A 24,775-nucleotide genomic window follows, 5' to 3' on the forward strand; every position below is an offset into this window, starting at 1 on the left:
GTGTTGTGTGTTTATTTATCTAAAACTACAAAATTATGTCTAGTCCTGAAATAGAAATTACTTTATAGGTTGCCCTAATCAATTATATCCCTTAGGTAGCTTTCTGCTTTTTGTAGTCTCTTCGATTACAAAGCCAATTTGCAGTAATTTATGCTCTTCGAAAGGACGAGAAATGAGCGTAATTCCAGCAGGCTCTCCAGTAGCTCTGTAACCCATTGGAAGAGTCAAACAAGGATATTTTGCGAGTGCAGCTTCAGCAGCATTCCAGTTATTGATAGACAAAATACAATCAAGATTTAATTTTTTTATTGGTTTTTCAAAAAGATTGATTGCTTCTGTATTCATACGAACTTTCAATTTTTCTAATTCTTCATCAGAAGTTTTGTCTGCCACAATTCCATCAAAACGAGCTTGTGCATACGGAATACGAACCAAAGTATCTTGAAGATTATATGCTACAATATCTTTTGCCGAAGTAAACGAAATAGAATTTCCTGCATAATTTTGAAAATAAGAAGGCAAATCTCGCTTCATATCAGCATTTAAAAGTTGCAGAAAATCATCAAAATTCATCTCATCAAACGAAAACTCTACTACCTCTGCTCCCAAAGATTTTACTTTTTCAATCATAGAAAGATAAAGAGAATCCTCCATAAATGCTTTGTTTGCACCAAAACGCATTCCTTTCAAATCTATTTCTAAATTCTGATTGTATTTTGTTTGTGCTGTTTGTCCTTTTGTTACGCTATCTTTTGCATCTTCGCCTATCATTGCAGATAATAAAATAGCATTATCAATAATATTTTTTGTCATTGGACCTGGTGTGTCTAGCATACTAGAAATAGGAACAATTCCACCTCTACTCAAAAGACCTATAGTAGGCTTCAAACCAACAACACTAGTTGAACTAGCTGGCGACAAAATAGAACCTGCTGTTTCTGTTCCAACTGCTGCAACAGCGTAATTTGCAGCTACTGATGTTCCACTTCCTGCACTAGAACCACCTGTATCAAATTGTTTTCTTCCATAAGGATTTAGCGTTTGTCCACCGATTGCACTATATCCATTAGGTCCATTATCGTGTAAATAATTTGCCCACTCGCTTAGATTTACTTTTCCCAAAATAATTCCTCCTTTTTCTTGTATGCGCTCTACTATAAAAGCATTTGAAGTCATATTATTTTTGAGTGCTTCTGCTCCTGCTGTTGTTGGTAGCTTATCAAAATTGATATTATCTTTTAGTAAGATAGGCATTCCAAAAATAGCATGGTTCTGATTGTCTTTTGATTTATCTTTTTCTTTAGCTTCTTCTACTGCATTTGGATTGATAGAAATAATAGTGTGAAGAGAAGTTTCTCTATCGTTTTCGTATTTTACAATTCTGTACAAATACCATTGCACCAGTTTTTCATAACTTAAATTACCTTCTTTAATATGATTTTGAATAGTTGGAATATTTTGTTCCAAAATCAAAGGTTTTAGTTTTTGATATTCTTCTTCTGAAAAATTACTGATTTGAGGAGCTACGTTTTTCCAAATATCATTTTTATCTAAAATTTTAGATTGAATGAGTTTGTACTGCATTCGTGATGATTCGTGAGCAGCATTTTGAGCAATTTCTTCAGATTCATCGTAGGATTTCCATTGTGAAATAGTAAAGGTTGTTTCTATAATTTCAGAAGTAGTTTCGTTTTTTTCTTCGTTTTTTTGGTCAGAGGACTGACACGCAAAGACAAATAATAAAAGGAATAAGACTGTATATTTCATATTTTTTTGAGGTTGTAAAGGGAGATTTGTAGAATACTTTGAAAGTTACGTTTTTTAGAGAAAAGTTTAGGTTACTTTTATAAATTCAAATTTTACATTTTCATCAAGAACATCATTTATTTCGTTACCCATTTCTAATTCTTCTTCATTTTTGTAGCACCAAAAAACAGTAGCAGGAAATTTATTTTTTGAGATTGTTTCTATTTCTGCTAAAATATTAACTAACAAGAGAAACAGAATATCCTTTACATTTTTTATTGCATTATCTACTTCGTTTATTCTTATTTCAAATTTAGATAAGCTAATAGCATCTAAGCCTTGAATTTTATCAAAAATTTCGTCGTGTTCTTCAATGAATTCTGTATCATCTTGATAGAATAAATTTAGGTGTAAAAATCCTCTTTCTAAATCTAATTGATAAGCCATAAAGTTTTATTATTAAATATTCTGCTCTTCTTTAAAAATTTTCTTATCAGCTACAAAAGTTCCAAAAGGAATAATAGAAGCCAACAACGCCCAAAAAATGGTAAGTAGTTTCCATTTGAATCTATAACCTACAATTACAACTAAAACACAGTAAGCAATAAATAAAACTCCATGTGCCATCCCAACAATCTGATTAGGTTCTCTCATTTCCCAAATATATTTGAGAGGCATTGTAACGAAAAGAATAACTAGAAAAGAAATTCCTTCTACCACACCAAGAATACGTAAAAATTGAAGTAGTTTAGAGTCTAATTTTGTCGTTTTAGGATTTTTCATGAATTAGATAGTGTTAATTATAGTGAAATATTGATTGATGAATAGGCTAAAAATGAGGTTTTTTATAAAATGTAGCACTTTTAGCCAATTTGTATGAAATAGAATACAAAAATAAGCGTTTTAAAATTGCAAATTTCTTTAAAAATCACTAATTAGCATAACTAATTCCTCCTAAAATAGAATATAAGTGATTCATAGACTTAATTTATTCTTTTTTAGCAAAAATATTCTATCCAAAATTCCATCTCCTTACTGTTTTTATGAAGTTAAAACACATTTTTTACTGTGCTGTTGTGCCTTTTGCATTATTGCAATTGAGTGGAACAAACGAATACGATTATCAGAAACTAGGTTATACACAAAACGGAAAAGCGTCTTATTACGGAACAAAATTTCACGGCAGACCTACAGCAAGTGGCGAAAAATACAATATGTATGATGCAACAGCAGCCCACAAGAAAATATTATTTAATAGTTTGGTAGAAGTGACCAACAAAAACAATGGTAAAACAGCTATCGTACGAGTAAACGACCGAGGTCCTTTCAAACCTGGTAGAATCATTGATCTTTCTTATGCTACAGCTAAAAAGTTAGATATGGTTCGTGATGGTGTAGTAGATATAGAAATTCGTCTTTTACGTGCAGGTGCAGATGGCGAAACACTTTCTCCACAAGGTTCGGAAACACAAAAAGGCAAAAGAAAACCACGCAGAAAAGTTAATATCAAGAAAGCCCAAAAGAAAAATAAATATCTTCCTAGAATTTATAGTATTTGGGGAACAGAAAAATACCCAGAAGATTTTGGTGTACAGATTGGAAGTTATAGAGACTTGAAAAATGCTGTACAAAAAGGAAAAGATGCAATGGAAGCAGGTTTTGATGAAGTTTATATTCGTGTCAGTTGGACAGAGAACCGTTCGCAACGTCTTTTTAGAGTTTCAGTAGGAGATATGAATGCTACACAAGCAGGAGACTTTGCCAAAACATTAGATTCAAAAGGTTTTAGAGGGTGTTTTCCTAAGGCACATTTCAATGATTGATAGTTGTCGGTGTCCCACCGACAACGGCAAGATTAAGTTTAAATCTACATTTTTGCTGTTATGGCTAATTTGTTTGTTTTCTTGTAATACAAGAGTAGAAAACGGTGGAAATGTAGAAAAAATATCTAAGAAAACTAATGCAATTATTGATACTGTTTTAGTTAATGATACTGTGGCAAAGCAAGAAATAAATCCTTATCGCTATGAAAAGTTGAAAGAATATGGCGATTCTATCAACTCATATTTCCAAACATTTGGTTGGGGAAGAAAAGACTACAAATTTAATATCAACACTGATACAATAATCAATGAAAATAATGTTGATTATTTTCATAAGCAACTTGTTCCTTTTAGTGTGTATGTTTTTGATACAGAAGAAGAAGCGACAGATTATTTCAATGAGCTAATGACAATAGAATTTGTTAGTGATTTTGGTATAAATAAGAAACCAAATCATATTTTTGTTGATTCGAACAGAGTAGTTTGGTTGAAGATGGAAAATGCTTATGCACACAGAGCAAAATATATTATAGAACTTTTCTTGAAAGTATTTGAGTACCCTCCTATTGATTTTAATATAAACCTACCTTTAGGATGCAATTACTGTATAAAGTGGACTACCTCTGATACAACCTTAAAAGAAATATATGGAACTTGGTATGCTAACAAGTCTAATCAAATTGATACAAGTGGATACTCAAAATATCAAATAGACACTTTACTCATACAGTTTACAAAGGATTCAGTCAAAATAAATAATGAGAATTATTTGTATAATATTTCTTCGGCAAGATCATTCCCAAATGCGAAATATTATTGGGAGTATAGTTTTGTTTCTACATTCAATAATAAGCAACCCAAACGCTTGACAACACAATTTTATAAAGAGATAAAAGAACTACAGAAAGTTAGAAAGGAATTAATTTTCTATAATATATTTTTAATAAAAAATGGTAAAAGGAATGAATCTTTTACCATTGCAAAAACTAATAACGACGAAATATATATTACCTTATATCGTCGCTTTTATATTCTACATAGGAAATAACAGAGTTTAAGACACAAAAAAAACGGCTTGTATATAACTAAAAAAACTACTAAGAAAGTGAATTCTTAGTAGTTTTTTGATCTACTTTTTGTCCTAAAATACTTCTATTGATCAAACAAATAAGTTTTACTTATTTTTATTGAGCATTTTGATCAGCAGCGTTAATAGACGGATTTGCATTAAGCTCAGCTATAGGAATTTGTAATTGGAATTTAGGTGAGTTAGCTGGATAGTTTAAATTCTTACCAAATGCAGGGTGGTTACTACCTGGATAATCACGTACTAAAGCATTGTTCCAACGTTTCATATCATAGAATGCAAAACCTTCACCCCAAAGTTCAATTCCTCTTTGAGTACGAATCATATCCAATACACTGTTATTTACATTACTAGAAGCAGTATATTGAGGATCTCTTACTGCCATAAACTCAGATAATACTGCTTGTGCACCCGCATTATCTCCATTAAGAGCTTTTGCTTCTGCTTCAATAAGTAACATTTCTGCTGTACGCATAAATACATAATCACCTTCAAAGAAAGTTGCATCCACAAACTTAAAGTTTACATAGGCAGGATAATCTGCATTACCTGGCTCTGCAAACCAGTTTTGTGTACGTATATCTGTTGGTGAAAGTTTATCATAAAGACGCTTGTCTATAGCTTTATAGTGTCCCAATAGTCCTGCATAACCTGGATTAAGCGTACCTACTTGAGAGAAGAAAGAAGCATAAATACCAGAAGTAATAGCTGTAATTTCTGCACCCCAAATCCAAGAAGGACTTGTAATCTCATCAAAACCATCTAACAAGGTTGCTTCTGTGTCAGGAGCAGCTGAGTTATATGCTTGTCTAGCCATAGTGGCTGCTTGAGCATAATTCCCATATTCTAGATAGTATCTAGCTAAAATACCTGCTACTACATTTTGATCTATTTGAACTTTAGATGTTCTAGCAAAACCACCCAAAAGGTCATATGCCTCTTCTAAGTCAGCTTTTGCTTGAGCCACAATTACTGAAGTTGCTACTCTTTCATCTTGATTAGCTTCTAAAGTTCTCAAAGGAATACCTTTTTCACCATCAGCATACAAACGAATAAGATTGAAATAAGAAAAACCTCTTAAAGCTAATAATCTACCTCTAGTATAACGAAGTTCTTGTGATTCAATATCAGCAGGTGTAGTAGCCAAAATAAGATTAGCATCTCTAATTACTGTATAGTAAAAATTCCATACTTTAGTAGTTATTCTGCTTTCTTGTACTCTACCTGTATATGTATAATACCCACTTGCCCATTGATTTACGAGCATTGTCGCATCATTAGACATTAAATCAAGACCGAACTCAATGGATTTTTGTCCATAATCATCGTGAGATGAGCTTGTTGTACCTTGATATGTTTTATATTGTCTAAGAAAAGAATTAGTACCATCCTCAACAGAATTTGTATAAGTAAGTAATGATTCTGGATTCGCTGCTAAAGCTTGTAATTGTTCTTGAGCTACGAATTCTTTATTTTCTGTGTCTAAAGCGTCTTCTGCACAGCTAGTAAAACCTACTGCCAGAATCGCTAGTGTTATCCACTTTTTCATAATTTAATTAAAGTTTAAAGTTGAACATTTAAAATTGCACATTCAAACCAAAGGTCATTGTTCTCATGATACTAAACTCATTAGAACTTGTACCTGTAAGACTTAGTCTAGGATCATATCCTTGTCTAGCCGAAAGAATCCCTACATTATTAGCAAGTGCAAATACTCTCAAAGAAGCTACCTTTAACTTACTAGTAATTGATTTATCAAAAGTATAGCCTAAACTAACATTTTGTAAACTCAAATAACTTGCATCTACTAAATATACATCAGAAGGATCATAGTTATTAGGAGCCGAACTTGCACTTAATCTAGGGTATTCAGCTGTTGTATTCTCTGGAGTCCAAGTATTGCCATATGCTTCATCAACAATATTACTACCAGCTAAAGAAGTCATATCATAAAGTCCCCAGTATACTCCATCATAACCTTTTCCACCTATTTGATAAGCAAAATTTAGACCCAAATCAAATGATTTATATCTAAAATCAAATGCAAAACCACCATATACATCTGGAATAGCATCTTCTCCTGTAAAGTATTCTGTTGCTTCAGCATATAATTCTGTCGTTTCACGTTCACCAGTTGGCTCTCCATCATCACCAAGAACATCTTTGTACCACATTGTGTTACCATTCTCAGGATTATATCCAGCATATGCTCTCAAGAAATATTCATATCTAGAACGTCCTTCTTCTAAACGGAACTGACTATCATCAATAAATTCTTGAGGAAGACGAGTAATTTCATTTTGAAAATGTGTTGCATTTACAGAAATTCCTAAAGAAAAATCTTTGGTCTTCAATACATCTCCACTCATAGATAGTTCAATACCTCTGTTTACCATATCACCAACATTTTCTGGAAAAGATGGATTTCCTGTAGATAAAGGAAGTGGTGTATCAAAAAGCATATCAGACACAGTACGAGTAAAATATTCTACATTTACATTTAAGCGATTTTTGAAAGCAGCTAAGTCAAAGCCAACATTAAAATTTCTGTTTACTTCCCAAGAAATATTTTTATTTCCTAAGAAAGCCAACTGAACAGATAATGCTCCATCACTTGGAACAACTTGGAACTGATCTCTATATGGATAGAAATTTCTGTTAGCATAGTAGCCACTTTTTCTTGTATCACTTGGATAAAGAAGGTTATCATTTCCTTGCTCTCCATAACTTGTTTTTAATTTAAGCTCATTCAACCAAGTTACACCTGCCAAAAACTCTTCTTGAGAAAGTCTCCAAGCAGCACCTAGTCCATAGAAGTTACCCCAACGATTTTCAGGAGCAAAAACAGAAGAACCATCTCTTCTGAAACTTGCATTGAAATAATAACGCTCATTATAATCATACATTACTCTAGCAAAATAACCTTCTACGTTATAATCTTGCTCAAAACCATTTACACCTTGAATATTTGCACCAAAGTCCATAATAGGCTCTTCTGGTAAAAGGAAATTAGTTTTATGAGTTTGTAAATAACGGAAATTAAGAGAGTTATACTCGTGTCCTAAAAGTGCTGTTATGTTGTGTAAGTCAAAAGACTTGTCAAAATTAAGTATTTGTTGTTGCGTAACATTGAGATTACGAATAGCATACTCATTCAAACGACCATTCACATCACCTGCTGCATCACCATATTGAGGCGTATCAAATTCTGTGATAGCTCTATCTCTCAAATCAACAGCAACATTATAAGTAAAGTTTAAGTAGTCTGTGAAATTTACTTTAGCATATGTAGTACCAAAAACATTGTTATTGTTATTGCGATTTACATCTAGTTGTGCAGTAGCTACTGGATTCTGTAATGATGCATATGGACGAGCAACTCCTGTAACTCTACCTGTACCATCATCATACAAAGGATTTCCGTTAGCGTCATTTACTTGTTGTCCATCTACATAAGCATATACTGGGTAAATAGGAGCAATATTACGAGCAAAACTAATAGGATTACTAAAAGCAGTTGTTCCGTCTCCATCTACATTGCGTTGTGAAGTATAAGAGTAATTGATATTTGCACCTAAGTCAATATACTTATTAACTTTTGTATTTACTCTCATTTTTCCTGTATAACGTTCAAAACCAGAGTTGATGATATATCCGATATTATCATCATATCCTAATGAAACATAATAGTCAGTAGCATCACTACCACCAGCTAACGACACATAAGATTGTAAATATGTACTATTAGTTTGGAATAATTCATCAGACCAATCTTCTTGGTATAGTAAATTAGCACTAGAGTTTAACTTTCCAGTAGTAGGGTCAATTACTTGATTATCAGCCACATCATATACATTATAACCCAATGGATAACCTAATACACCATCAGTGTCTGTAATAAGAAATTCAGAAGCTTGTGAAGAAGCATCTGCAGCACTTTCTCCTGCTAAAATTAAATCATTACGAATTGCTTGAAAACGAGCTTCATAATATTTAGCTGGATCTGTGATTACATTATAATCTGCAATACCTCTAGTAGAAATACCTATACGAGTGTCAAAAGTAACACGTACTTTATTATTCTTTCCTTTTTTAGTAGTAAGGATAATTACACCATTTGCACCTCTACTTCCGTAAAGAGCAGCAGCAGAAGCATCTTTAAGGAATACAATACTTTCAATATCTTGGTTATTGATAGTATTTATATCTCCATAAAAAGGAACTCCATCTACTACATAAAGAGGGTCTGATGAAGCATTAATTGAGCCAATTCCTCTAAAACGAATTGTTGGAGAACTACCTGGTTGTCCACTTTGTTGAATAATTTGAACACCAGCAACTTTACCATTAAGTCCTTGAAGTACGTTTCCACTTGGAAGGTCAGAAACTTGTTTTGCACTAACTTCAGAAATTGATCCTGTTAGAGCTTCTCTTTTTTGAGTTCCATAAGCAGTTACTACTACTTCACTAAGTGCATCACCTTCTGTCAAAACAACATCAATAACTGTACGGTTACCAATTGTTTCTTCTTTGGCAGTAAAGCCTACAAAACTAAATACAAGTACATCACTTCCTTCTGGAACAGTAAGAGTATACTTTCCTTCCATGTCAGTTTGTGTACCTTGTGTTGTTCCTTTGATTTGAATTGTAGCACCTGGTAATGATCCTTCTTCAGAAGTTACAGTACCTGTAATTGTTCGTTGTGCCCATGCTGAACTAACAAGCAAGAACATCAACATCATACTAAGTAATAATTTTCTCTTCATGAGTAAATTGATTATTTGTTAATGAAAAATTTAAAAATTAATTTTCGGAGGGTATATTTATTTTGATAGTTATCTAAATAAAACATTTGAATTTATCTCTAATATCTGATAAATCTAAAATGAGTTATAATAACTAATTATCATAAATTAAGCAGGAAAAATAGCTGTATTGTTATTTTAGAACTGAAGGGACTACTAAGATAAGAAATTTTAAATAAAAAACAATTAAAATAATTCATTTTTATTTAAAATATGCTTTTTTCTTCAAGATACTCTCTTATATTCTTTAACAAAAGGTAATTTTTCTGAACGCAATTAAGTCAAAATTTATATTAAGACAAAATGATTTTCACAGAATTTTATAAAAATAATTACCAAAGAGGTATTTAAATTGTGTAATTCACTGTTTATCAAACTATTAATACACTTATATATAGAAAGGATTACTAGTATATTTGTTGACCTATTATATTAAAATACTAACGTAGAAGTGCTATTTACATTCGTATCCCAATTACAAGTACATCATCAATTTGGCGTTGCAGTCCTTGCCAATGTACAAAGCTTTCTTGTAGCTTCTTTTGCTGTTCTTGAAGAGGTAGGTGTTGTATTTTATCTAACAAGCCTATGAAACGTTTCTTAGAGAATTTTTTACTATCCTCTCCCCCAAACTGATCCAAAAACCCATCAGTAGTAAGATAAACCATGTCATTTTTCTGAAGGCTAATATATTTGTCTGTAAATGTTTTTTGTTTTTGTTTGAGCAGAGTTCCACCAATAGAAAATCTATCTCCCTTTACTTCTTTGATTTTTCCATTTTCAGTATAAAATAAAGAGTTTTTTGCACCTGAAAATACTATTTTACGATTTGCTTTATCTAAGCTAATCATTGACATATCCATCCCATCACGGCTTTTCCACATTTTTCCTGTTTCGTGCAAAACATTTCCTTCATTTTGCTTCAACCAATCTACAATTCCTGAATTCATTTCAGTTAGAATTTTGGCTGGTTCATTGATTTGTTTGACTTTTGTGGTCTGTTCAAGCATAGCAAAGCCAACAACAGACATAATTGCCCCTGGAACACCATGACCTGTACAATCTACAACAGCAAACTGACTTGTACCATTCTTTTTCCAAGCCCAATAAAAATCTCCACTTACAATATCACGAGGTTGAAAAAGCACAAAATGTTCTGTGAAAGCATCTACCATTTCTTCTTCTGAAGGGATAATAGCATCTTGAATACGTTGTGCATAGCGAATGGAATCTGTTATTTTTTTATTAGCTGATTCTATTAGTGTATTTTGCTCTTCTACTTTTTCTTTTTCTTTAGTAAGTTCTTGAGTACGTAATGCAATTTTTTCTTCTAGCTGTCTTTTCTTTTGTTCTACTCGCCATATTCTCCATCTATAAATTAAATAGAGAATTAAAAGAATAATTACTCCAAGAGCAATTTTTGCTTCAATTTTATTATACCAAGCTGCTGTGATAGAAATTTCAACAGAAATAGGTTTTTCATTCCACACTCCATCTGAGTTAGAGCCTTTTACCAAAAAAGTATAATTACCTGCATCTAAATTAGTATACTGTGCTTCTCCTCTATCAGACTCTATCCAATCAGCATCAAATCCTTCTAACTTATATTTGTATTTATTTCTTTGAGGAAAAGAGTAATGTAAAGAAGCAAAGAAAAAGGAAAAAGAGTTTTGATTATAATTAAGCTGTATTTTTTCTACAAGAGAAATATGATTTTGAATAATACTACTATCTCCAATTTCTACTTTCTTATTATTGACTTGAAAGTCAGTAAATAAAATAGGTGCGACATAACTATTTCCTTGTATACTGTCAGGATGGAAATAATTAAGCCCATTGATTCCACCAAAATACATCATTCCAGATTTTCCTTTTGCATAAGCACCTGAATTAAACTCATTAGCTTGTAATCCATCTTCTACCCCAAAATTAACAAAAGTAGTATCTGAAGGTGTAAATTTACTAATTCCTCTATTTGTACTAAACCATAAATTCTTTTTAGAGTCTTCTAAGACTCCATATAATACATTGTTTGGAAGTCCGTCCTCTTCTGTAAAATGTCTAAACTTCCCACTTTTTCTGTCTAAAGAATTTAGTCCTCCACCATAGGTCAAGACCCAAAAATGATTTCTGTCATCTTCATAAACAGGATATACTCGGTTTGTACTGATACTATATTTATCATTTACATCACTCTTATAGGCAGAAAAAATCTCATTTTTTGAATCAAATTTATTGAGTCCACCACCATAAGTACTTACCCATAAAGTACCTTCTGAATCTTCATAAATACCTCTTACTCTATTGTTGGACAAGGAACTAGGAACATTTGGTTCATTAACAAAGGCTTTAAATGAGTTTGTTTTTTCATCATATCTTGAAAGACCTCCTTTATCTGTTCCTATCCAAACTGTTCCAGCTTTATCTTGATAAATTGCACGAATAGAATTACTTAAAAGTCCTTTTGTAGTTTTTGTAGTAAATCGTTTTTTAAAATTTGCTCCCAAACTAGACTGATTATTATCAAATACATAAAGTCCGTCTTCAACTGTTCCTACCCAAACTTGATTTTTATTATCTTCATATAAAGCATAAATTCCTTTTCTAGCCATAATTCCTATAACAGAAACCTGCTCCATTCCTTCTTTATATTTATTTAGTCCTTGTATTGTTCCTATCCAAAGAATACCATGATGGTCTTCTAAAACACTACGTACTGTATTATCGCTCAACCCTGTCCGAGATACTGTATAGGTATCAAACTTTATTCTATTTTTGTCAAACTTGTTGATGCCATAGCCATTTGTACCAATCCAAAAAATACCTGCTTGATCTTCAAACATAGCCAAAATATCATTCGAAGAAAGACTAGAAGGGTCTGTATTACGAGAACGAATAACACGTAGACGAGGAGAACTCTGCCAAGGTTTTAGATACTGCAAGCCATCGTTTGTCATGAGCCAAAGCAATCCTCTACTATCCAAAAAAACATTGTTAATAGTTAAATATCTATTTTGAACGACATCTATATAATTTGAAGTTAAGAAAGTTCTCTTAAAGAGTCCTGATGCTCCACCTGCCCAAATATTACCTGTATTATCTATTACTATCCCATTGATAGCATCTCGCTTAAATCCTCGTTTTTCAAATTGTTTTGTTTTTCTATCAAAGGCTGCTAAACCTGCATTGGTTCCTACCCATAATGTTCCATTTTTATCTTCTAAAAAACAACGAACAATACACTCATCAAGATTCTTTTCTCTAAAAACTTCAAAAGTTTTGGAATCTTCCATAAAATGAACTAGCCCTTCATCTGTTCCTGCCCAAATTTCTCCATTTTTATCGCAGTGAAGCGAACGAATAGTATTGCTGATAATACTGGTCTCATCAATTGGATTGTTTCTGTATCTAGTAAAATGCTGTTTGGAAAAATCAAAAACATTCAAGCCACCTTCAGTTCCTATCCATATATTTCCTTTTTTATCTTCTGTAATACAAAGAATAAGATTATCCGAAATAGAATTTACATCATCGACAGCTCGTTTGTAATGATGAAATTTTATTCCATCGTACATATTAAGTCCATCCTGTGTGCCTATCCAAAGCAAGCCACGAGAATCTTGAAAGAAAATATTAGGTGTATTTTGAGAAAGTCCTTCATCAATAGTGATATGCTCAAAAGACATATTGCTTTGTGCATACGAAGTAGAAAATATACTCTGCAAAGCAAAACAACTCATTATAAAAACCATAGAATACAAAATCGTCAAGAAACGTTTTGAAAACTTGTGTTTTAAAAAGAGTGTTCTATAAGGAGTTTTTAGAGTAAAAATTATATTTTCTTTATAAGTATTCAAAAAAGTAAAAGCAGAAAAATGAATGATATAGAAAGCAAATATCTTTATCTTGAAGTTAATAAACTTCTCAACAGACAAAGTTGCTTAAAATAATGGTAAAAATCCACTACTAAACCATAAATTTTATAATTTCTGTGTAATTTCTTTTCTCAAAAATCAATAACCTTAAATAAACAAACGTTATTTCTGTTTTGAGTTTGAAAAAGGGTTTCCTAATTTTGCATATTCATTTCCATCTATAAAAATAATAAAACCAATCTTGAAACAGAAATTAGTACGCTCTATCAAATCTTTTATCAATAAATTAGGGTATCATATTGATAAAATAGACCGAAATTCACTTACTATGATTGGTGGATTAGAACGCAGTTCAAAACATACTTCGCCAAAAAGTTTTATAGATGTGGGAGCTTCTGATGGAAGATGGACAGAACTAGCCATGCAATTCTTTCCAAACTCACACTATTTGCTTGTTGAGGCGCAAGAAGGACACCGTAAGGATTTAGAGCATTTTCAATTAAAAAATCCAAACATTTCAATTTGTATGGCTGCAGCTGGAGATGCTGAGGGAGAAATTTATTTTGATGCTTCTGACCTTCATGCAGGGTTGGCTTCTAAAGAAAAACTAGAGAAAAACTGTATTACTGTTCCTGTTACGACAATAGATTTGCAGGTAGAAAAACATAATCTAAAGCCTCCTTTTTGCATAAAATTAGATACACACGGTTTTGAGATTCCTATTTTGGAAGGCGCAACCAAAACGCTAGAACAAGCCGATTTATTAATAATAGAAGTATATAATTTTCAGATTGTCAAAAATGATGAAGATAACTCACAGAATAGCCTTCGTTTTTATGAATTGTGTCAATATTTGGATAACAAAGGCTTTTACCCTGCTGATTTGGTGGATATCATGAGAAGAAAAAAAGATGATATGCTTTGGCAAATGGATATGTTTTTTTATAGAAAAGAGAATAAGGTTTTTGAGAGTAATGAGTATGAGTAAAATATGGAATTTCAACTAGATGTCTATACTCGCAAATCTGAAGATTAAGCTATACTGACTTAAAAGTTGTCTTACTGATAAATCGTAGTCAATACACCAATACTAACTACGATTTATTCTAAGCTCAACTGGGATAAATTATATGGTCCTCTCACTTATTTCTACTCTTCTAATTAAAACTACTATTTATTTTAATGTTAGGTTGTAGATATATTACATTTTTTTTGAAGTCCAGAACAATATGAAATCTTTTCAAAATTTCTCCTCCTAATAAAGCTTCATAAGGCGATACAGACTCTGTAGTCTCAAGTATTATAGGCATATTATAAATCTCAAAATCACCTAAACTTACTTTCAAAGGTAAAACTAGGTCTGATTTAGAAATATTTCCATCCGAACCTGTACTTGTGGCTTCTCCAATTATTTGATATTTATCTTTCAACTTATTTTCATAAACTGAAGTATAATAAATAGATATAGTTCCATTATATCCTGTATCTATCATTCCCAAAATCTTTATTTTTTTGTTTCCTTCAAAAAGAGTAAATTTTATAAATGGCAATCCATTAACAAACTTTATTTTATGTTTAGTATAACTATCTGAAACCAAATAATTATTATCATATAAGACTAATTCATTGTTTTCATAGTTGATACGTATCATTTTATCTTTGAAAAAATTCCATCCAATTATACCATCTAATTTTTCTTCTTTTGGATAATCAATACCCACTACTTGTACATCTTGTTGTGTAATTTTTCCTATTGAAACTGTGTTTTTGAAACTCATCATTTCTTGTGAAGTGCCGTGACCTCCAACATTTTCCGTCAAACTATCAAACTTGATTTGGATATTACTTTCCTCAATTTTGCTTTTATTAATAACAACACAATTAGCCCCCAAATCATATACAAAATCTAATGAGTCTGATCCATTAAGTGAAACCTTTATGTATATTCGATTATCCTCTCCTAAAGTAAAAGGAATCACTTCTTGAGCCTTTGTGATGGTAGTAATAAATGCAAATAAGATAAATAGATAAATTTTTATTCTGTTCATTTTTATATTTGTTTAGTTATTAAATAATTAAACAAAACTAGGAATTTAAAAGGGGTATCTATTGTAAAATATTGCACTAGTCAATAAACAAAGTATTCTGAAAACTTATGGGATTTACACCTACAAACCTTTTAAAATTTTTATAAAAATGTGATGTATCATAAAACCCACAATCAATGGCAACATCTAATATTGGTTTGCCTGTTTTAAGCATACCTTTACTCTGTTCAATTTTTTGCATAATAGCAAAATTATTAGGAGTTAATCCAGTTTCTTGTTTGAACAAACGAATAAACTTGTACTTATCAATACCAAATTGTAAAGCTGTTTTTTCTAGGGAAAAGTTCTCAAATGATGTCTCGTTAATAAAATTTTGAAAAAATTTACTACTATTATAACTAATTGGTCTGACTGCTGCATATTTTAACACTAAATTTCTGAGTATTATTCCTAATCTTTTTTCAAAATCAACAGTTTTATTATATAAATTATTTGATAAGAAATATAATTCATTGAATATATTTTGATCATATATAATTCGATCTTCAAAAAAAGTGAACTGTCCTCCATTCAATTCTTTAATGACTTCTGGCGAAACATAATAAGTAAAAAATGAATTGCCTAAATCTTGATCACAAGGAGTTGCATGAACTTCTTTTGGATTAGTAATAGATAATGTTCCAATAGGTGCTTTTAAAAACTTATCAGAAAGTTTAGTATTAAATGTCGTATTTAAAATTAATGCAATATTAAATGTTTCATGTGTATGAAAAGGAAAATCTAATGTGTGATATTTGGCATTTAATAGTTCCAATCCATCAAAGATAGGGAGATGATGGTATTCACTTTTTTCTCCTAACTTTTTTATTTTTTTTGAATCCACTTTTTTTGAATTAAAAATGCTACTTAAATTTATTCAATTTCTAAAGATAATGAAGATATTTTTCTTGTTGTATATTGCAAGATCACGTATCATTTATATAAATCTTCAGATTTATGTGATAAAGTAATTACAAAAACAAATGATAGATCGTAGTCATCGCTTCGCTAAAGACAACGCCCAACAATGAGTTGCAAATGCACAGTAGGGTATTATGTTATGTACTATGCTTTATTTGCTATTACTTCTTTCCAAAATCAAAGATGAAAAAGATTTTACAGCAATTCTAATACACTCTTCATCCACTCTAAAATTCGGTGCATGATTCATAGCAGTGATTCCTTTTTCAGCGTTTGAGCCACCTAATAAGAAATAAACTCCTGATATTTCTTTTTGATAGTAATAAAAATCATCATTAAAATATGGAATTTGACCATAATCCATCACAATAGCATTTTCTCCATAAATTTTGGTAAGCGTATTTATAGCGTTATTTGTCAATTTTTCATCATTTAATACTGTTGGATTTTCTTGAATATATGACACAGAAATAAATTTATCTTTGTAGATAGAGTTTTCAATTATTTCCTCTATTTTTGGTAGTATGTTCTGTAGATTTGACTGGTTTGTTTCATAAAGATAAGCTTGTATGTCAAGGCTTTCATCATCTGAATCAATCAGGAAATTTTCTTCCATAAAAAGATAATCTTTAAAAATAGTATTAGGATTGACTAGTCCAATTTCAGAGTCAAAAGCTTTTGGGATTTCCCAAGGACTTGATCCATCTTTTTTTCGCATAGTTTTATTTCTTATTTCCTTATAAAGAATTTCTGCATCTTCTTTTGAAAATTTATTATTGAATTTCATCTTTATTCTTTTTTGATAAGCAAATAATTCGTTAGGTTTAACCATTATTTGACCAACAGGCAACGCAGTAACATGCAAAGCATATATCTCATCAAGATTCATTTCTGAGAATAGACTATTATCAACTATATTTTTTGCTCCTACAAACGTTTCCTCTTCTGGTTGAAATATGAAATATAGTGTACCTTTAATCGATTCTTTATTTTTAGCTAATACTTCAGCTATTCCAAGTCCGATTGCCATGTGAACATCATGTCCACAACCATGTTGTACTCCCTCAATTTTTGACTTATAGGGTACTCCATCTAACATATCATTTGGTAGAGCATCCATATCAGCTCGCCAAGCGATATTTTTCCCTTCTTTTCCACCTCTTAAAATTCCAATGACACCATGACCTGCAAAACCTGTTTTTACTTCTAGTCCTAAATTGGATAAATATTCTGCAATAATTTTAGAAGTTCTTTTTTCATTTCCAGCCAATTCAGGATATTCATGAAAATCTCTTCTTATTTTTACTAAAGAATCAAAGATTTCATTTGTCTGGTGTTCTATTTTTTGATGTACATTCTCTTCATCTGATGATTTGCAAGAAATTAGAATGCTAAATAGTAAGAATGATACTATAAGGTGTTTCTTTAATGGCATGTTTTATTGACTGTTTTTTTATGTTATGCACAAAAATACTCTCACTTATTTCTATTCAAAGACAGAAGAAAAAAAGAAGGGTTGCATCATTACAGACACTGTTTAAGTATAATTATTGTCTTTATTGGTCTCCAAGATAATAAGCTAAAATCAACTGTATAAAAGAAGGAATTTGAAACAGATAACCACTAAATTCAATCAAACTTTCTTATCTTTATCACTTCAAAAAAACAAAATTCAATTTATAAGTAATAAGCAGACTATGTTAAAATCAATGACAGGTTACGGAAGTAGCAACCTAGAAAACGAAGAATATACTATTAATACAGAAATAAAAACGGTCAATTCGAAATACTTAGATTGTAGTCTTCGCCTTCCAAAACTGTTTGCAGATAAAGAAATTGAAGTGAAAAATTTAGTACAAAAAATATTAGAAAGAGGAAAAGTTTATATTAATCTGAATTATGTTTCGAAGGCTGATAATTTTTCTGAATTGGTTGTCAATCAGCAGCTTGTAAGTAGTTATTACGAAGCGATGATAAAATCGGCTAAAGAATTAAATGCACCCACCAATGATATTTTCAGAATTGCGATGATGCAAGACAATGTTTTTATAGAAAAAGCAAACGAAGAAGTCATCGAATCACATTGGAAAGCTATCTATCAAACCATTGAAAAGGCTCTTTTAGATTGTAATGAGTTTAGAAAAGATGAAGGAAAATCGCTACAAAATCAGATAGAAGAGTGTTTGAATTCTATTCAAAATTCACTTGCAGAAATCAATAAAATTGAACCTCGTAGAATGGAAAAAGTCCGTCAGAAATTAGAAAAAAACATTGAAAGTGTTGTAAACTCTGATAATTTTGATAAAAATCGTTTTGAGCAAGAAGTTATCTATTATGCCGAAAAATTAGATATTGCAGAAGAACAAGTTCGTTTGAAAACGCATATTAATTATTTTTTGAAAGAATTGAATAAGGAAAACACAAGTGGAAAAAAACTAAATTTTATTGCTCAAGAAATGGGAAGAGAAATAAATACAATCGGTTCGAAAGCAAATGATGCTGATATGCAACATTTTGTCGTTGAGATGAAAGAAGAACTAGAGAAAATAAAGGAACAAACTTTGAATGTACTGTAAAAATGGTGAGTTGTAAATGATAAATTATGAAAACACTATTGTATGTTATTTCCATGACTATCAGTTTTTTTTTATGTCAAAACTTATATAGTCAGAATTATCCAAAAGAAAATGTACGACTAGAAAATGATATTTGGTTTGGTTTGAATGCTCAAATTAGTCTAAAAAGCAAAAATGACTTAGCCATTGATTCAGATTCTACACTTTTTTATCCTAGTTTTGGGACAAAAAATATTTTTCTTATTCAAGTTTTAGGGCAACATTCTACAATGGAAATGACAGATGTAGATTACTTCTATCAGAAAAGTGTTTATATAAGTTATGAACGTTTACTTTCTCAAAAATGGATTGGAGGGGCTTCTTTTAGATATTGTGAATTGAATGTTAATAAAACTACACTTCGTGGACATTTACGTCATTATTCTTCTATCAAAAAAATAGATTTGGCTTTTTGGCAACAAGTTGCTATTGAAAGAATTCTATCAAACAATTCTTTTTATGACCCTGTTTCTAGGCTTCGTTTTCAGTTTGCAGCAAATAAATATTTTAGTATTTCAAAAAATAACTCACAAAAAAAACTCATCGGAACATTGTCTTTTGAGCTTTTTAAAGAAATTCAGAAAATACATCCTAATTCAGAACGTCGTTTTTTTCAAGAACAACGCATACAAACAGAGTGGTTTTTTCCTATTCATAAAAACATATATTTGGGAGCTTTTGCAGGACTTCATACCAAACAATTTATTGCTTTGGCTCAGTTTGGGATGAATGGTGAAGAACTAAAACCTACAAGAAACCTAAACCAACAAACGCCTGTTTTTGGAATAAATGCTATTCTTACTTTGGGCAAAAATAATACTCCAAACAGACGTTTGTGGATAGAATAAAGTTTTCTAATTAATTTTATTCATATAATTTCAAATCCGAATTCATATCCACCTTGATAGTTTCAGCTATTTTTTGAAACATAATAGATGGGATTTCGACATCATGGTCTTCTAATTTCACATCAAATGTACTTTTGATAGAAGCCTTTCCATTCTTAACAATTATCTGACTAGGAATTTTACGAGCTTGTTTTTTGCCATGAATTTCTAAATCTCCAACTGCTACAACATCATACGTTCCGTCAGTTTTGAGGTCATAGTTTCCTTCAATATTTCCTTTAAAAGTTGCATTGGGATATTTTTCGCTTTCCATATAATTTTCATTAAAATGCTGTTGCATTAAAGAAGAAGGAAAAATAAATGACTTAATAGGAATTCTGAAAGAAAAAGCATTTGTCTTGGTGTCAATGACTCCTTTACAGTCCTTGCTATTAGCTTCTATGTCTTCCATAGGTGCGCTAGAAAAAAAATGAACTTTACTGTCTTCCAAGGTATAACGCTGTGCAACGACACTAGAAGAAACACTTTGAAAAACAAATAATATTGCAACAAAAAATAATGATTGATAGATTTTCATAATTGAAAGAGGTAATGATTTAGTAAATAAGTTTAATTGAATTTGCTTTTTCTAAGAACAAACTCTCTAGTAATATTAAAGCCAAAATGTATGCCACCATCTAACCAGTCGCCACCAGTTTCAGCAATAAATCCTTTTTCTATCATCGAACGAGAATTTGTCAAATGTAATTGAAAAACGTGTCCACCTGTTTCTATATCAAAACCAACAGACAAAGAGTTATGGTTATCATCAAAAAGTAGTGAGTTTGAAATTGGAACTCTGTAAACATATTCAGCATTAAAAGAAGTACGTCTTGTCAATTTTATTCTTCCTCCCAATCCTAAGGCATACAAATCATTTTTATCTTCTGCTGTAGGAACAAGATTACGATGTACCCAAGAAGGTGCAAGCAAAAATGAAAAGCCTTCACTAAACTTCTTACTCAAAATAATTTGATTTGTATAAGTCAAACGGTTTGCAAAAGTTTTGTCTTGTCCTGCATTTGCTTTCAAGGTATTTATAGCTACTGTACCTACATAAGTCATACTAATAGGCATATTTTTTTCACCTGTACTTTGTCTTAGAAGGTCTGTTTTAAAAAGTCCGTCATACGTTTTCTGAAAAGAATTTCTACCTACTCCTATCATAATTCGGTCGCTGATTCCGTATTCAAAACCTAATCGCAAAGTGGCTTGGTCTAAACCAAAAAACTCATATCCTCCACCATCTAAAGTTCCAAAACGATGCGAAATTCTAAAATCTAATGCCCCAGCAGCTACTTTTTCAGTAGTATGAAGATTGATAAGACGAGTAGATTTGTATGCACTTGTTGTATATTCTGTTTTAGTATTTTCTTTTTCTTGTTCGTCTAAAAGAGCATCTAAGTCATCTTGTGCTAATGCAAATTGGGAAGAAAAACACGTAAGAAATAGGAGTAAAAAAACAGTCAGAAGTAAATAATTTTTATTCATTATTTTATTTTTTTTAGTAGTATTATTTGTAAGTAAATCAATTTATAAGATTTTTTATAAAAATTAGTCATTTTTTGCTCCATTTTCTATCCAAGTTTCGATTAATCTAATATCACAACTTGATAGTTTTTCAGCCCCTCTAGGCATTGGAGAAAATCCAGAAGCATGGTTTATAGCACCTAAAAAAGAAGGACTATTCGCTCTACCTTGTAAGGCAGAATAATCTTCAAGGTTTATTCCTGCTCCAAAAGATGATGCAGCAGCATTAGAATGACATGCATAGCAATTGGTCTGTAATATAGGTTTTACTCTTCCTGAAAGTGTTACCTGTGAGGTGTCACAGACCACAACACCAAATTCTTCTTCTTCATTTTTCCACTCACAAGAAGCTAAAGAAAGGCTTAAAAAAACACTCAGAAGTAAGAAAAATGACACAAAATTAGCTTTGTTGTTCATAGTTTTTTGTTTGATTAAATAAATGAGCAGTATAAAAATTCTAGGTTATTAGATACTAAAGCGAAATTGTTGATAGTACACACACCTTAACAAAGTATATACACAAACAAGGTAAGACTTTTTATATTGAAATACTAGACTTGATTTAATTTATTTCGAAAGTATAGTAACTTCTACTCTTCGATTTAATTTTCGTGTTTCTTCTGCTCTATTGCTGGCAATTGGATATTTTCCTCCATACGCTCGTGTTTGGATACGTGTACGAGAAATTCCATTTGCAACTAAATAATTTTGAACTGTTCTGACACGCTCACCTGAAAGACGAAGATTAACGGTATGTAAACCAACATTGTCTGTATGTCCTCCCAAAGAAATTTTCATTTTTGGGTGTTTTTTCAACATTGATAGCAATTTTTCTAAATCTTCATACGCCTTAGAAAGTAGCTTTGACGTTCCTTGTTCAAACTGAATATTTTGAAGATTTAGAGTTTTGCCTACTACAAATTGTTTGTCAAATTCAGATTCTTCTTGATTCACTTTATCATTATTTCCTACTTCTTCTTTATTTTCATTACTTTCAATTTCTTCTAGTGGATTTTGAATAATCTCTTTTTTTGTACTAGCAGTAAGTGCATTTGTTGTATTTTCCTTTTCTGTATTATTTTTAATTATTTCCTTAGAATCTACTTTTACATAGACTTTCTGATAAACTGTGTCTCTAATATAAACAGTATCCCGAATATAGACTATCTTCTCTTTTATAATTGGATTTGAATTTTGTTCTTTAGCTAGTTCTGTCAAATTAGTCTTCAAACCATTATTGTTTTTACCTCCTGCTTTGGCTTCTATATAAATAGGTTTTTCAACTACTTTTTCTACAATTCTATCAATAAAAACGGTATCACAAGCTCCATTTACTACATCAGACTTTTGATTTGTACTTATTAAAATTTGTTCTTTTAATTGATTTTTGTTTTGTTGTTGCTCAATTTTGGTAGTGTTTGCCAAAATTTTTTGTTGTTTTTGTTTTTCTTCTTCTGCCTTATCTTCTTCTGTTTTTTCTTTCCAAATATAAACTCTTCCATCGTAAGAAGCTGTTGCTACTTTGTTTTCTATTGGGCTAAAACGACATACTCGTACTACTTTTTTATGTTCTGAAAGCACAGCTATGTTTTCTTTTGTCTGTGCATCCCAAATTTTGGCAACCGTCCCATTTGCACCTGTTGCTACATATTCTCCATTTTTACTATACGAAGCTGCACTATAATTATCTTTTGGAGAAACCTGAAAAACATCTAGCTTTTTAGCAGAGAAATAATCCCAAGTAATAAGTGTTCCATCAAATCCCCAACCTGTAATTTGATTTTTATTTGCACCAATTACAATATCATTAATATCTGATTTTGAATAATGAAAACGACGAACTAGTTGATGGTTTTGAAGAGAAATAGCATATACATAATGATCAACACTAAAAATGAGTTCTTTGCCTGTACTGGCAATTGTTCCTCCTGTAATGGTATTTGAAAGAAGGTCTTTTTCAGAATTAATTGAAAAAACTTGCATCGGAATTTGATTTGGAATATCAATTCGGACACGCATAATATAGCCATTATCACCACCAAAATATAAATATTTATTATTTGGAGAAAAAACAACAAAAGAAACTGAACGCAAAATAAGTCCATTTGTAAGAGATAGAGGCTTATTTTTATATGTTCCTAATAGTTTCCCATACCGAGAATCCCACAAACAAACCGTTCCATCTTCGGAAGCACTTGCTAACAAATTGCCTTTTTTATTAAATGTTACTTCATAAACACTTGCTGAATGAGAGCGCAAACGATGTCTCAAAATACCTGTTTTGACATCCCAAATAATAATGGTTCGGTCAAGACTAGCAGAAGCAATCCATTTTCCATCAGGACTAAAACGAATATTTTGTACCCCTGCTGAATGTCCTCTTAATGTTTTGTCTAAAATAAATTCTACTTTATTCTTATCTGTTATCTTATTTATTGTTTCAAAAGCTGAGTTTTGGCTTTTGAATGAATTTTGAGCCATAATTTTCCCATTCTCTCCAAAAAAAAGAGAGATAAAAAAAATAAACCAACAAAAAACAAAAACAGGGGACTTTTGCATAATCAAAATCAAATTCGTTTTTTTAATTTAAAGGGAAATTTATCAAAACCAATTTGAGTTATATAAATAATTGAATAAAGACAGTTTAAATAAAAGGATAGTAGAAGATTGCTAAACAAATTTACGAATCTTAATCTATAAAATAGTTTTTCGGTATTACTTTGTTAAAAACAGATAGAAAAAATGTCGCTTATAGTTCTACAAGCGACATTTTTTATTCATTAAAATTTAGTTTTAAAGACTTCAGAAGCTATAAAAGCATCTTTGACAGAATTAGGATTTCTCATCAGGTCACCAAATCTATTGTCACTACTCTGCTGCTTGTTTTTATAGTTATTATAATGTGCCTCATTGCTATTCATGGAATAATAGTTTTGATTTCCTGTATCATTTTGTCTAGTTCCTCGTGATAGCTGTTCTTTCAAACGTCTTGTTTCTGGACTTTCTACAATAGGATTTCCAAGTTGTGGAATGATAGGTTTTTTTTCAGGAATATCCTTCAAACTTTTATTTCGCTCTACCAATTCTCTAGCTCGTCGTTCTCTTACTTCTTGTAATAGATTTTCAGCAGGATTTTCTTCTTCTTCTATTTTTGGAAGTTCGTAACGCTGTGTAAGAGCTTTTAATGTATCTTCTAAAGAACGCCTAGCTTTTGGTCTTGGTGGTTCGATCACTATTTCTTCTTCATCCATGTTATGTCTAAAATTATCTCTCAATTTTTTGGTACGAGAATAAATAACAAATAGAATAATAAAGACTACAAAAATCGATAAAAATATAAATTCAGTCATAATTTTTTTGATTTGACATATATCATACTAAAGTGTATGCTACAAATAT

General features: G+C 31.1%; 19 protein-coding genes. 5 read left to right on the forward strand and 14 right to left on the reverse strand.

Going from position 1 to position 24,775, the window contains the following annotated elements; translation table 11 throughout:
* Window positions 1-78: 78 nt before the first annotated feature.
* The 3 genes from V9L05_RS04760 to V9L05_RS04770 all read right to left on the reverse strand — a co-directional run bounded on the left by V9L05_RS04760 (window position 79) and on the right by V9L05_RS04770 (window position 2,529).
* On the reverse strand, window positions 79-1,767 hold the full coding sequence (locus tag V9L05_RS04760; RefSeq protein WP_338814574.1) for an amidase family protein: 1,689 nt from the start codon (window positions 1,765-1,767) through the stop codon (window positions 79-81).
* A 66-nt stretch (window positions 1,768-1,833) separates the two neighbouring features.
* Window positions 1,834-2,193, reverse strand: a complete 360-nt coding sequence (locus tag V9L05_RS04765; RefSeq protein WP_338814575.1) for a hypothetical protein — start codon at window positions 2,191-2,193, stop codon at window positions 1,834-1,836.
* 12 nt (window positions 2,194-2,205) lie between these two features.
* Window positions 2,206-2,529 (reverse strand): DUF3817 domain-containing protein, encoded by a 324-nt coding sequence (locus V9L05_RS04770; protein ID WP_338814576.1) that lies wholly within the window; start codon window positions 2,527-2,529, stop codon window positions 2,206-2,208.
* Between the two features lie 260 nt (window positions 2,530-2,789).
* Here V9L05_RS04770 and V9L05_RS04775 point away from each other — a divergent pair, with 260 nt between their 5' ends.
* On the forward strand, window positions 2,790-3,569 hold the full coding sequence (locus V9L05_RS04775) for a septal ring lytic transglycosylase RlpA family protein (protein WP_338814578.1): 780 nt from the start codon (window positions 2,790-2,792) through the stop codon (window positions 3,567-3,569).
* Between the two features lie 52 nt (window positions 3,570-3,621).
* On the forward strand, window positions 3,622-4,617 hold the full coding sequence (locus tag V9L05_RS04780) for a hypothetical protein (protein WP_338814579.1): 996 nt from the start codon (window positions 3,622-3,624) through the stop codon (window positions 4,615-4,617).
* A 136-nt stretch (window positions 4,618-4,753) separates the two neighbouring features.
* Here the strand turns inward: V9L05_RS04780 and V9L05_RS04785 are convergent, their stop codons facing one another.
* The 3 genes from V9L05_RS04785 to V9L05_RS04795 all read right to left on the reverse strand — a co-directional run bounded on the left by V9L05_RS04785 (window position 4,754) and on the right by V9L05_RS04795 (window position 13,318).
* Entirely contained in the window at window positions 4,754-6,205 is a 1,452-nt protein-coding gene (locus V9L05_RS04785; protein WP_338814580.1) for a RagB/SusD family nutrient uptake outer membrane protein, read from the reverse strand.
* A gap of 28 nt (window positions 6,206-6,233) precedes the next feature.
* A complete protein-coding gene (locus V9L05_RS04790) occupies window positions 6,234-9,422 on the reverse strand; it encodes a TonB-dependent receptor (protein ID WP_338814581.1) in 3,189 nt (1,062 codons plus the stop codon).
* A 497-nt stretch (window positions 9,423-9,919) separates the two neighbouring features.
* Window positions 9,920-13,318, reverse strand: coding sequence for a two-component regulator propeller domain-containing protein (locus V9L05_RS04795; RefSeq protein WP_338814582.1), 3,399 nt, complete (start codon window positions 13,316-13,318; stop codon window positions 9,920-9,922).
* A 259-nt stretch (window positions 13,319-13,577) separates the two neighbouring features.
* Between V9L05_RS04795 and V9L05_RS04800 the strand changes: the two genes are divergently transcribed.
* On the forward strand, window positions 13,578-14,324 hold the full coding sequence (locus V9L05_RS04800; RefSeq protein ID WP_338814583.1) for an FkbM family methyltransferase: 747 nt from the start codon (window positions 13,578-13,580) through the stop codon (window positions 14,322-14,324).
* A 169-nt stretch (window positions 14,325-14,493) separates the two neighbouring features.
* On the opposite strand, the gene V9L05_RS04805 is transcribed toward V9L05_RS04800, so the two are convergent.
* The 3 genes from V9L05_RS04805 to V9L05_RS04815 form a co-directional block, all read right to left on the reverse strand.
* A complete protein-coding gene (locus V9L05_RS04805) occupies window positions 14,494-15,384 on the reverse strand; it encodes an aspartyl protease family protein (RefSeq protein ID WP_338814584.1) in 891 nt (296 codons plus the stop codon).
* A gap of 76 nt (window positions 15,385-15,460) precedes the next feature.
* Window positions 15,461-16,267, reverse strand: coding sequence for an AraC family transcriptional regulator (locus V9L05_RS04810; RefSeq protein ID WP_338814585.1), 807 nt, complete (start codon window positions 16,265-16,267; stop codon window positions 15,461-15,463).
* A gap of 228 nt (window positions 16,268-16,495) precedes the next feature.
* Window positions 16,496-17,779 carry an amidohydrolase gene (locus V9L05_RS04815; RefSeq protein WP_338814586.1) on the reverse strand — a complete coding sequence of 428 codons (1,284 nt, stop codon included), beginning with the start codon at window positions 17,777-17,779 and terminating at the stop codon, window positions 16,496-16,498.
* Window positions 17,780-18,041: 262 nt separating this feature from the next.
* Between V9L05_RS04815 and V9L05_RS04820 the strand changes: the two genes are divergently transcribed.
* Both V9L05_RS04820 and V9L05_RS04825 read left to right on the forward strand, forming a co-directional pair.
* Window positions 18,042-18,920 carry a YicC/YloC family endoribonuclease gene (locus V9L05_RS04820; protein WP_338814587.1) on the forward strand — a complete coding sequence of 293 codons (879 nt, stop codon included), beginning with the start codon at window positions 18,042-18,044 and terminating at the stop codon, window positions 18,918-18,920.
* 26 nt (window positions 18,921-18,946) lie between these two features.
* Window positions 18,947-19,807, forward strand: a complete 861-nt coding sequence (locus V9L05_RS04825; protein ID WP_338790051.1) for a hypothetical protein — start codon at window positions 18,947-18,949, stop codon at window positions 19,805-19,807.
* A gap of 16 nt (window positions 19,808-19,823) precedes the next feature.
* On the opposite strand, the gene V9L05_RS04830 is transcribed toward V9L05_RS04825, so the two are convergent.
* The 5 genes from V9L05_RS04830 to V9L05_RS04850 form a co-directional block, all read right to left on the reverse strand.
* On the reverse strand, window positions 19,824-20,384 hold the full coding sequence (locus tag V9L05_RS04830; RefSeq protein ID WP_338814588.1) for a YceI family protein: 561 nt from the start codon (window positions 20,382-20,384) through the stop codon (window positions 19,824-19,826).
* 32 nt (window positions 20,385-20,416) lie between these two features.
* Window positions 20,417-21,337, reverse strand: a complete 921-nt coding sequence (locus V9L05_RS04835; RefSeq protein ID WP_338814589.1) for a DUF5777 family beta-barrel protein — start codon at window positions 21,335-21,337, stop codon at window positions 20,417-20,419.
* Between the two features lie 63 nt (window positions 21,338-21,400).
* On the reverse strand, window positions 21,401-21,793 hold the full coding sequence (locus V9L05_RS04840) for a hypothetical protein (RefSeq protein ID WP_338790048.1): 393 nt from the start codon (window positions 21,791-21,793) through the stop codon (window positions 21,401-21,403).
* Window positions 21,794-21,943: 150 nt separating this feature from the next.
* On the reverse strand, window positions 21,944-23,857 hold the full coding sequence (locus tag V9L05_RS04845; protein ID WP_338814590.1) for an OmpA family protein: 1,914 nt from the start codon (window positions 23,855-23,857) through the stop codon (window positions 21,944-21,946).
* A gap of 299 nt (window positions 23,858-24,156) precedes the next feature.
* On the reverse strand, window positions 24,157-24,726 hold the full coding sequence (locus V9L05_RS04850; protein ID WP_338790046.1) for a hypothetical protein: 570 nt from the start codon (window positions 24,724-24,726) through the stop codon (window positions 24,157-24,159).
* Window positions 24,727-24,775: the final 49 nt, after the last annotated feature.

Source organism: Bernardetia sp. Wsw4-3y2 (assembly GCF_037126295.1).
In the GTDB taxonomy this organism is placed as follows: domain Bacteria; phylum Bacteroidota; class Bacteroidia; order Cytophagales; family Bernardetiaceae; genus Bernardetia.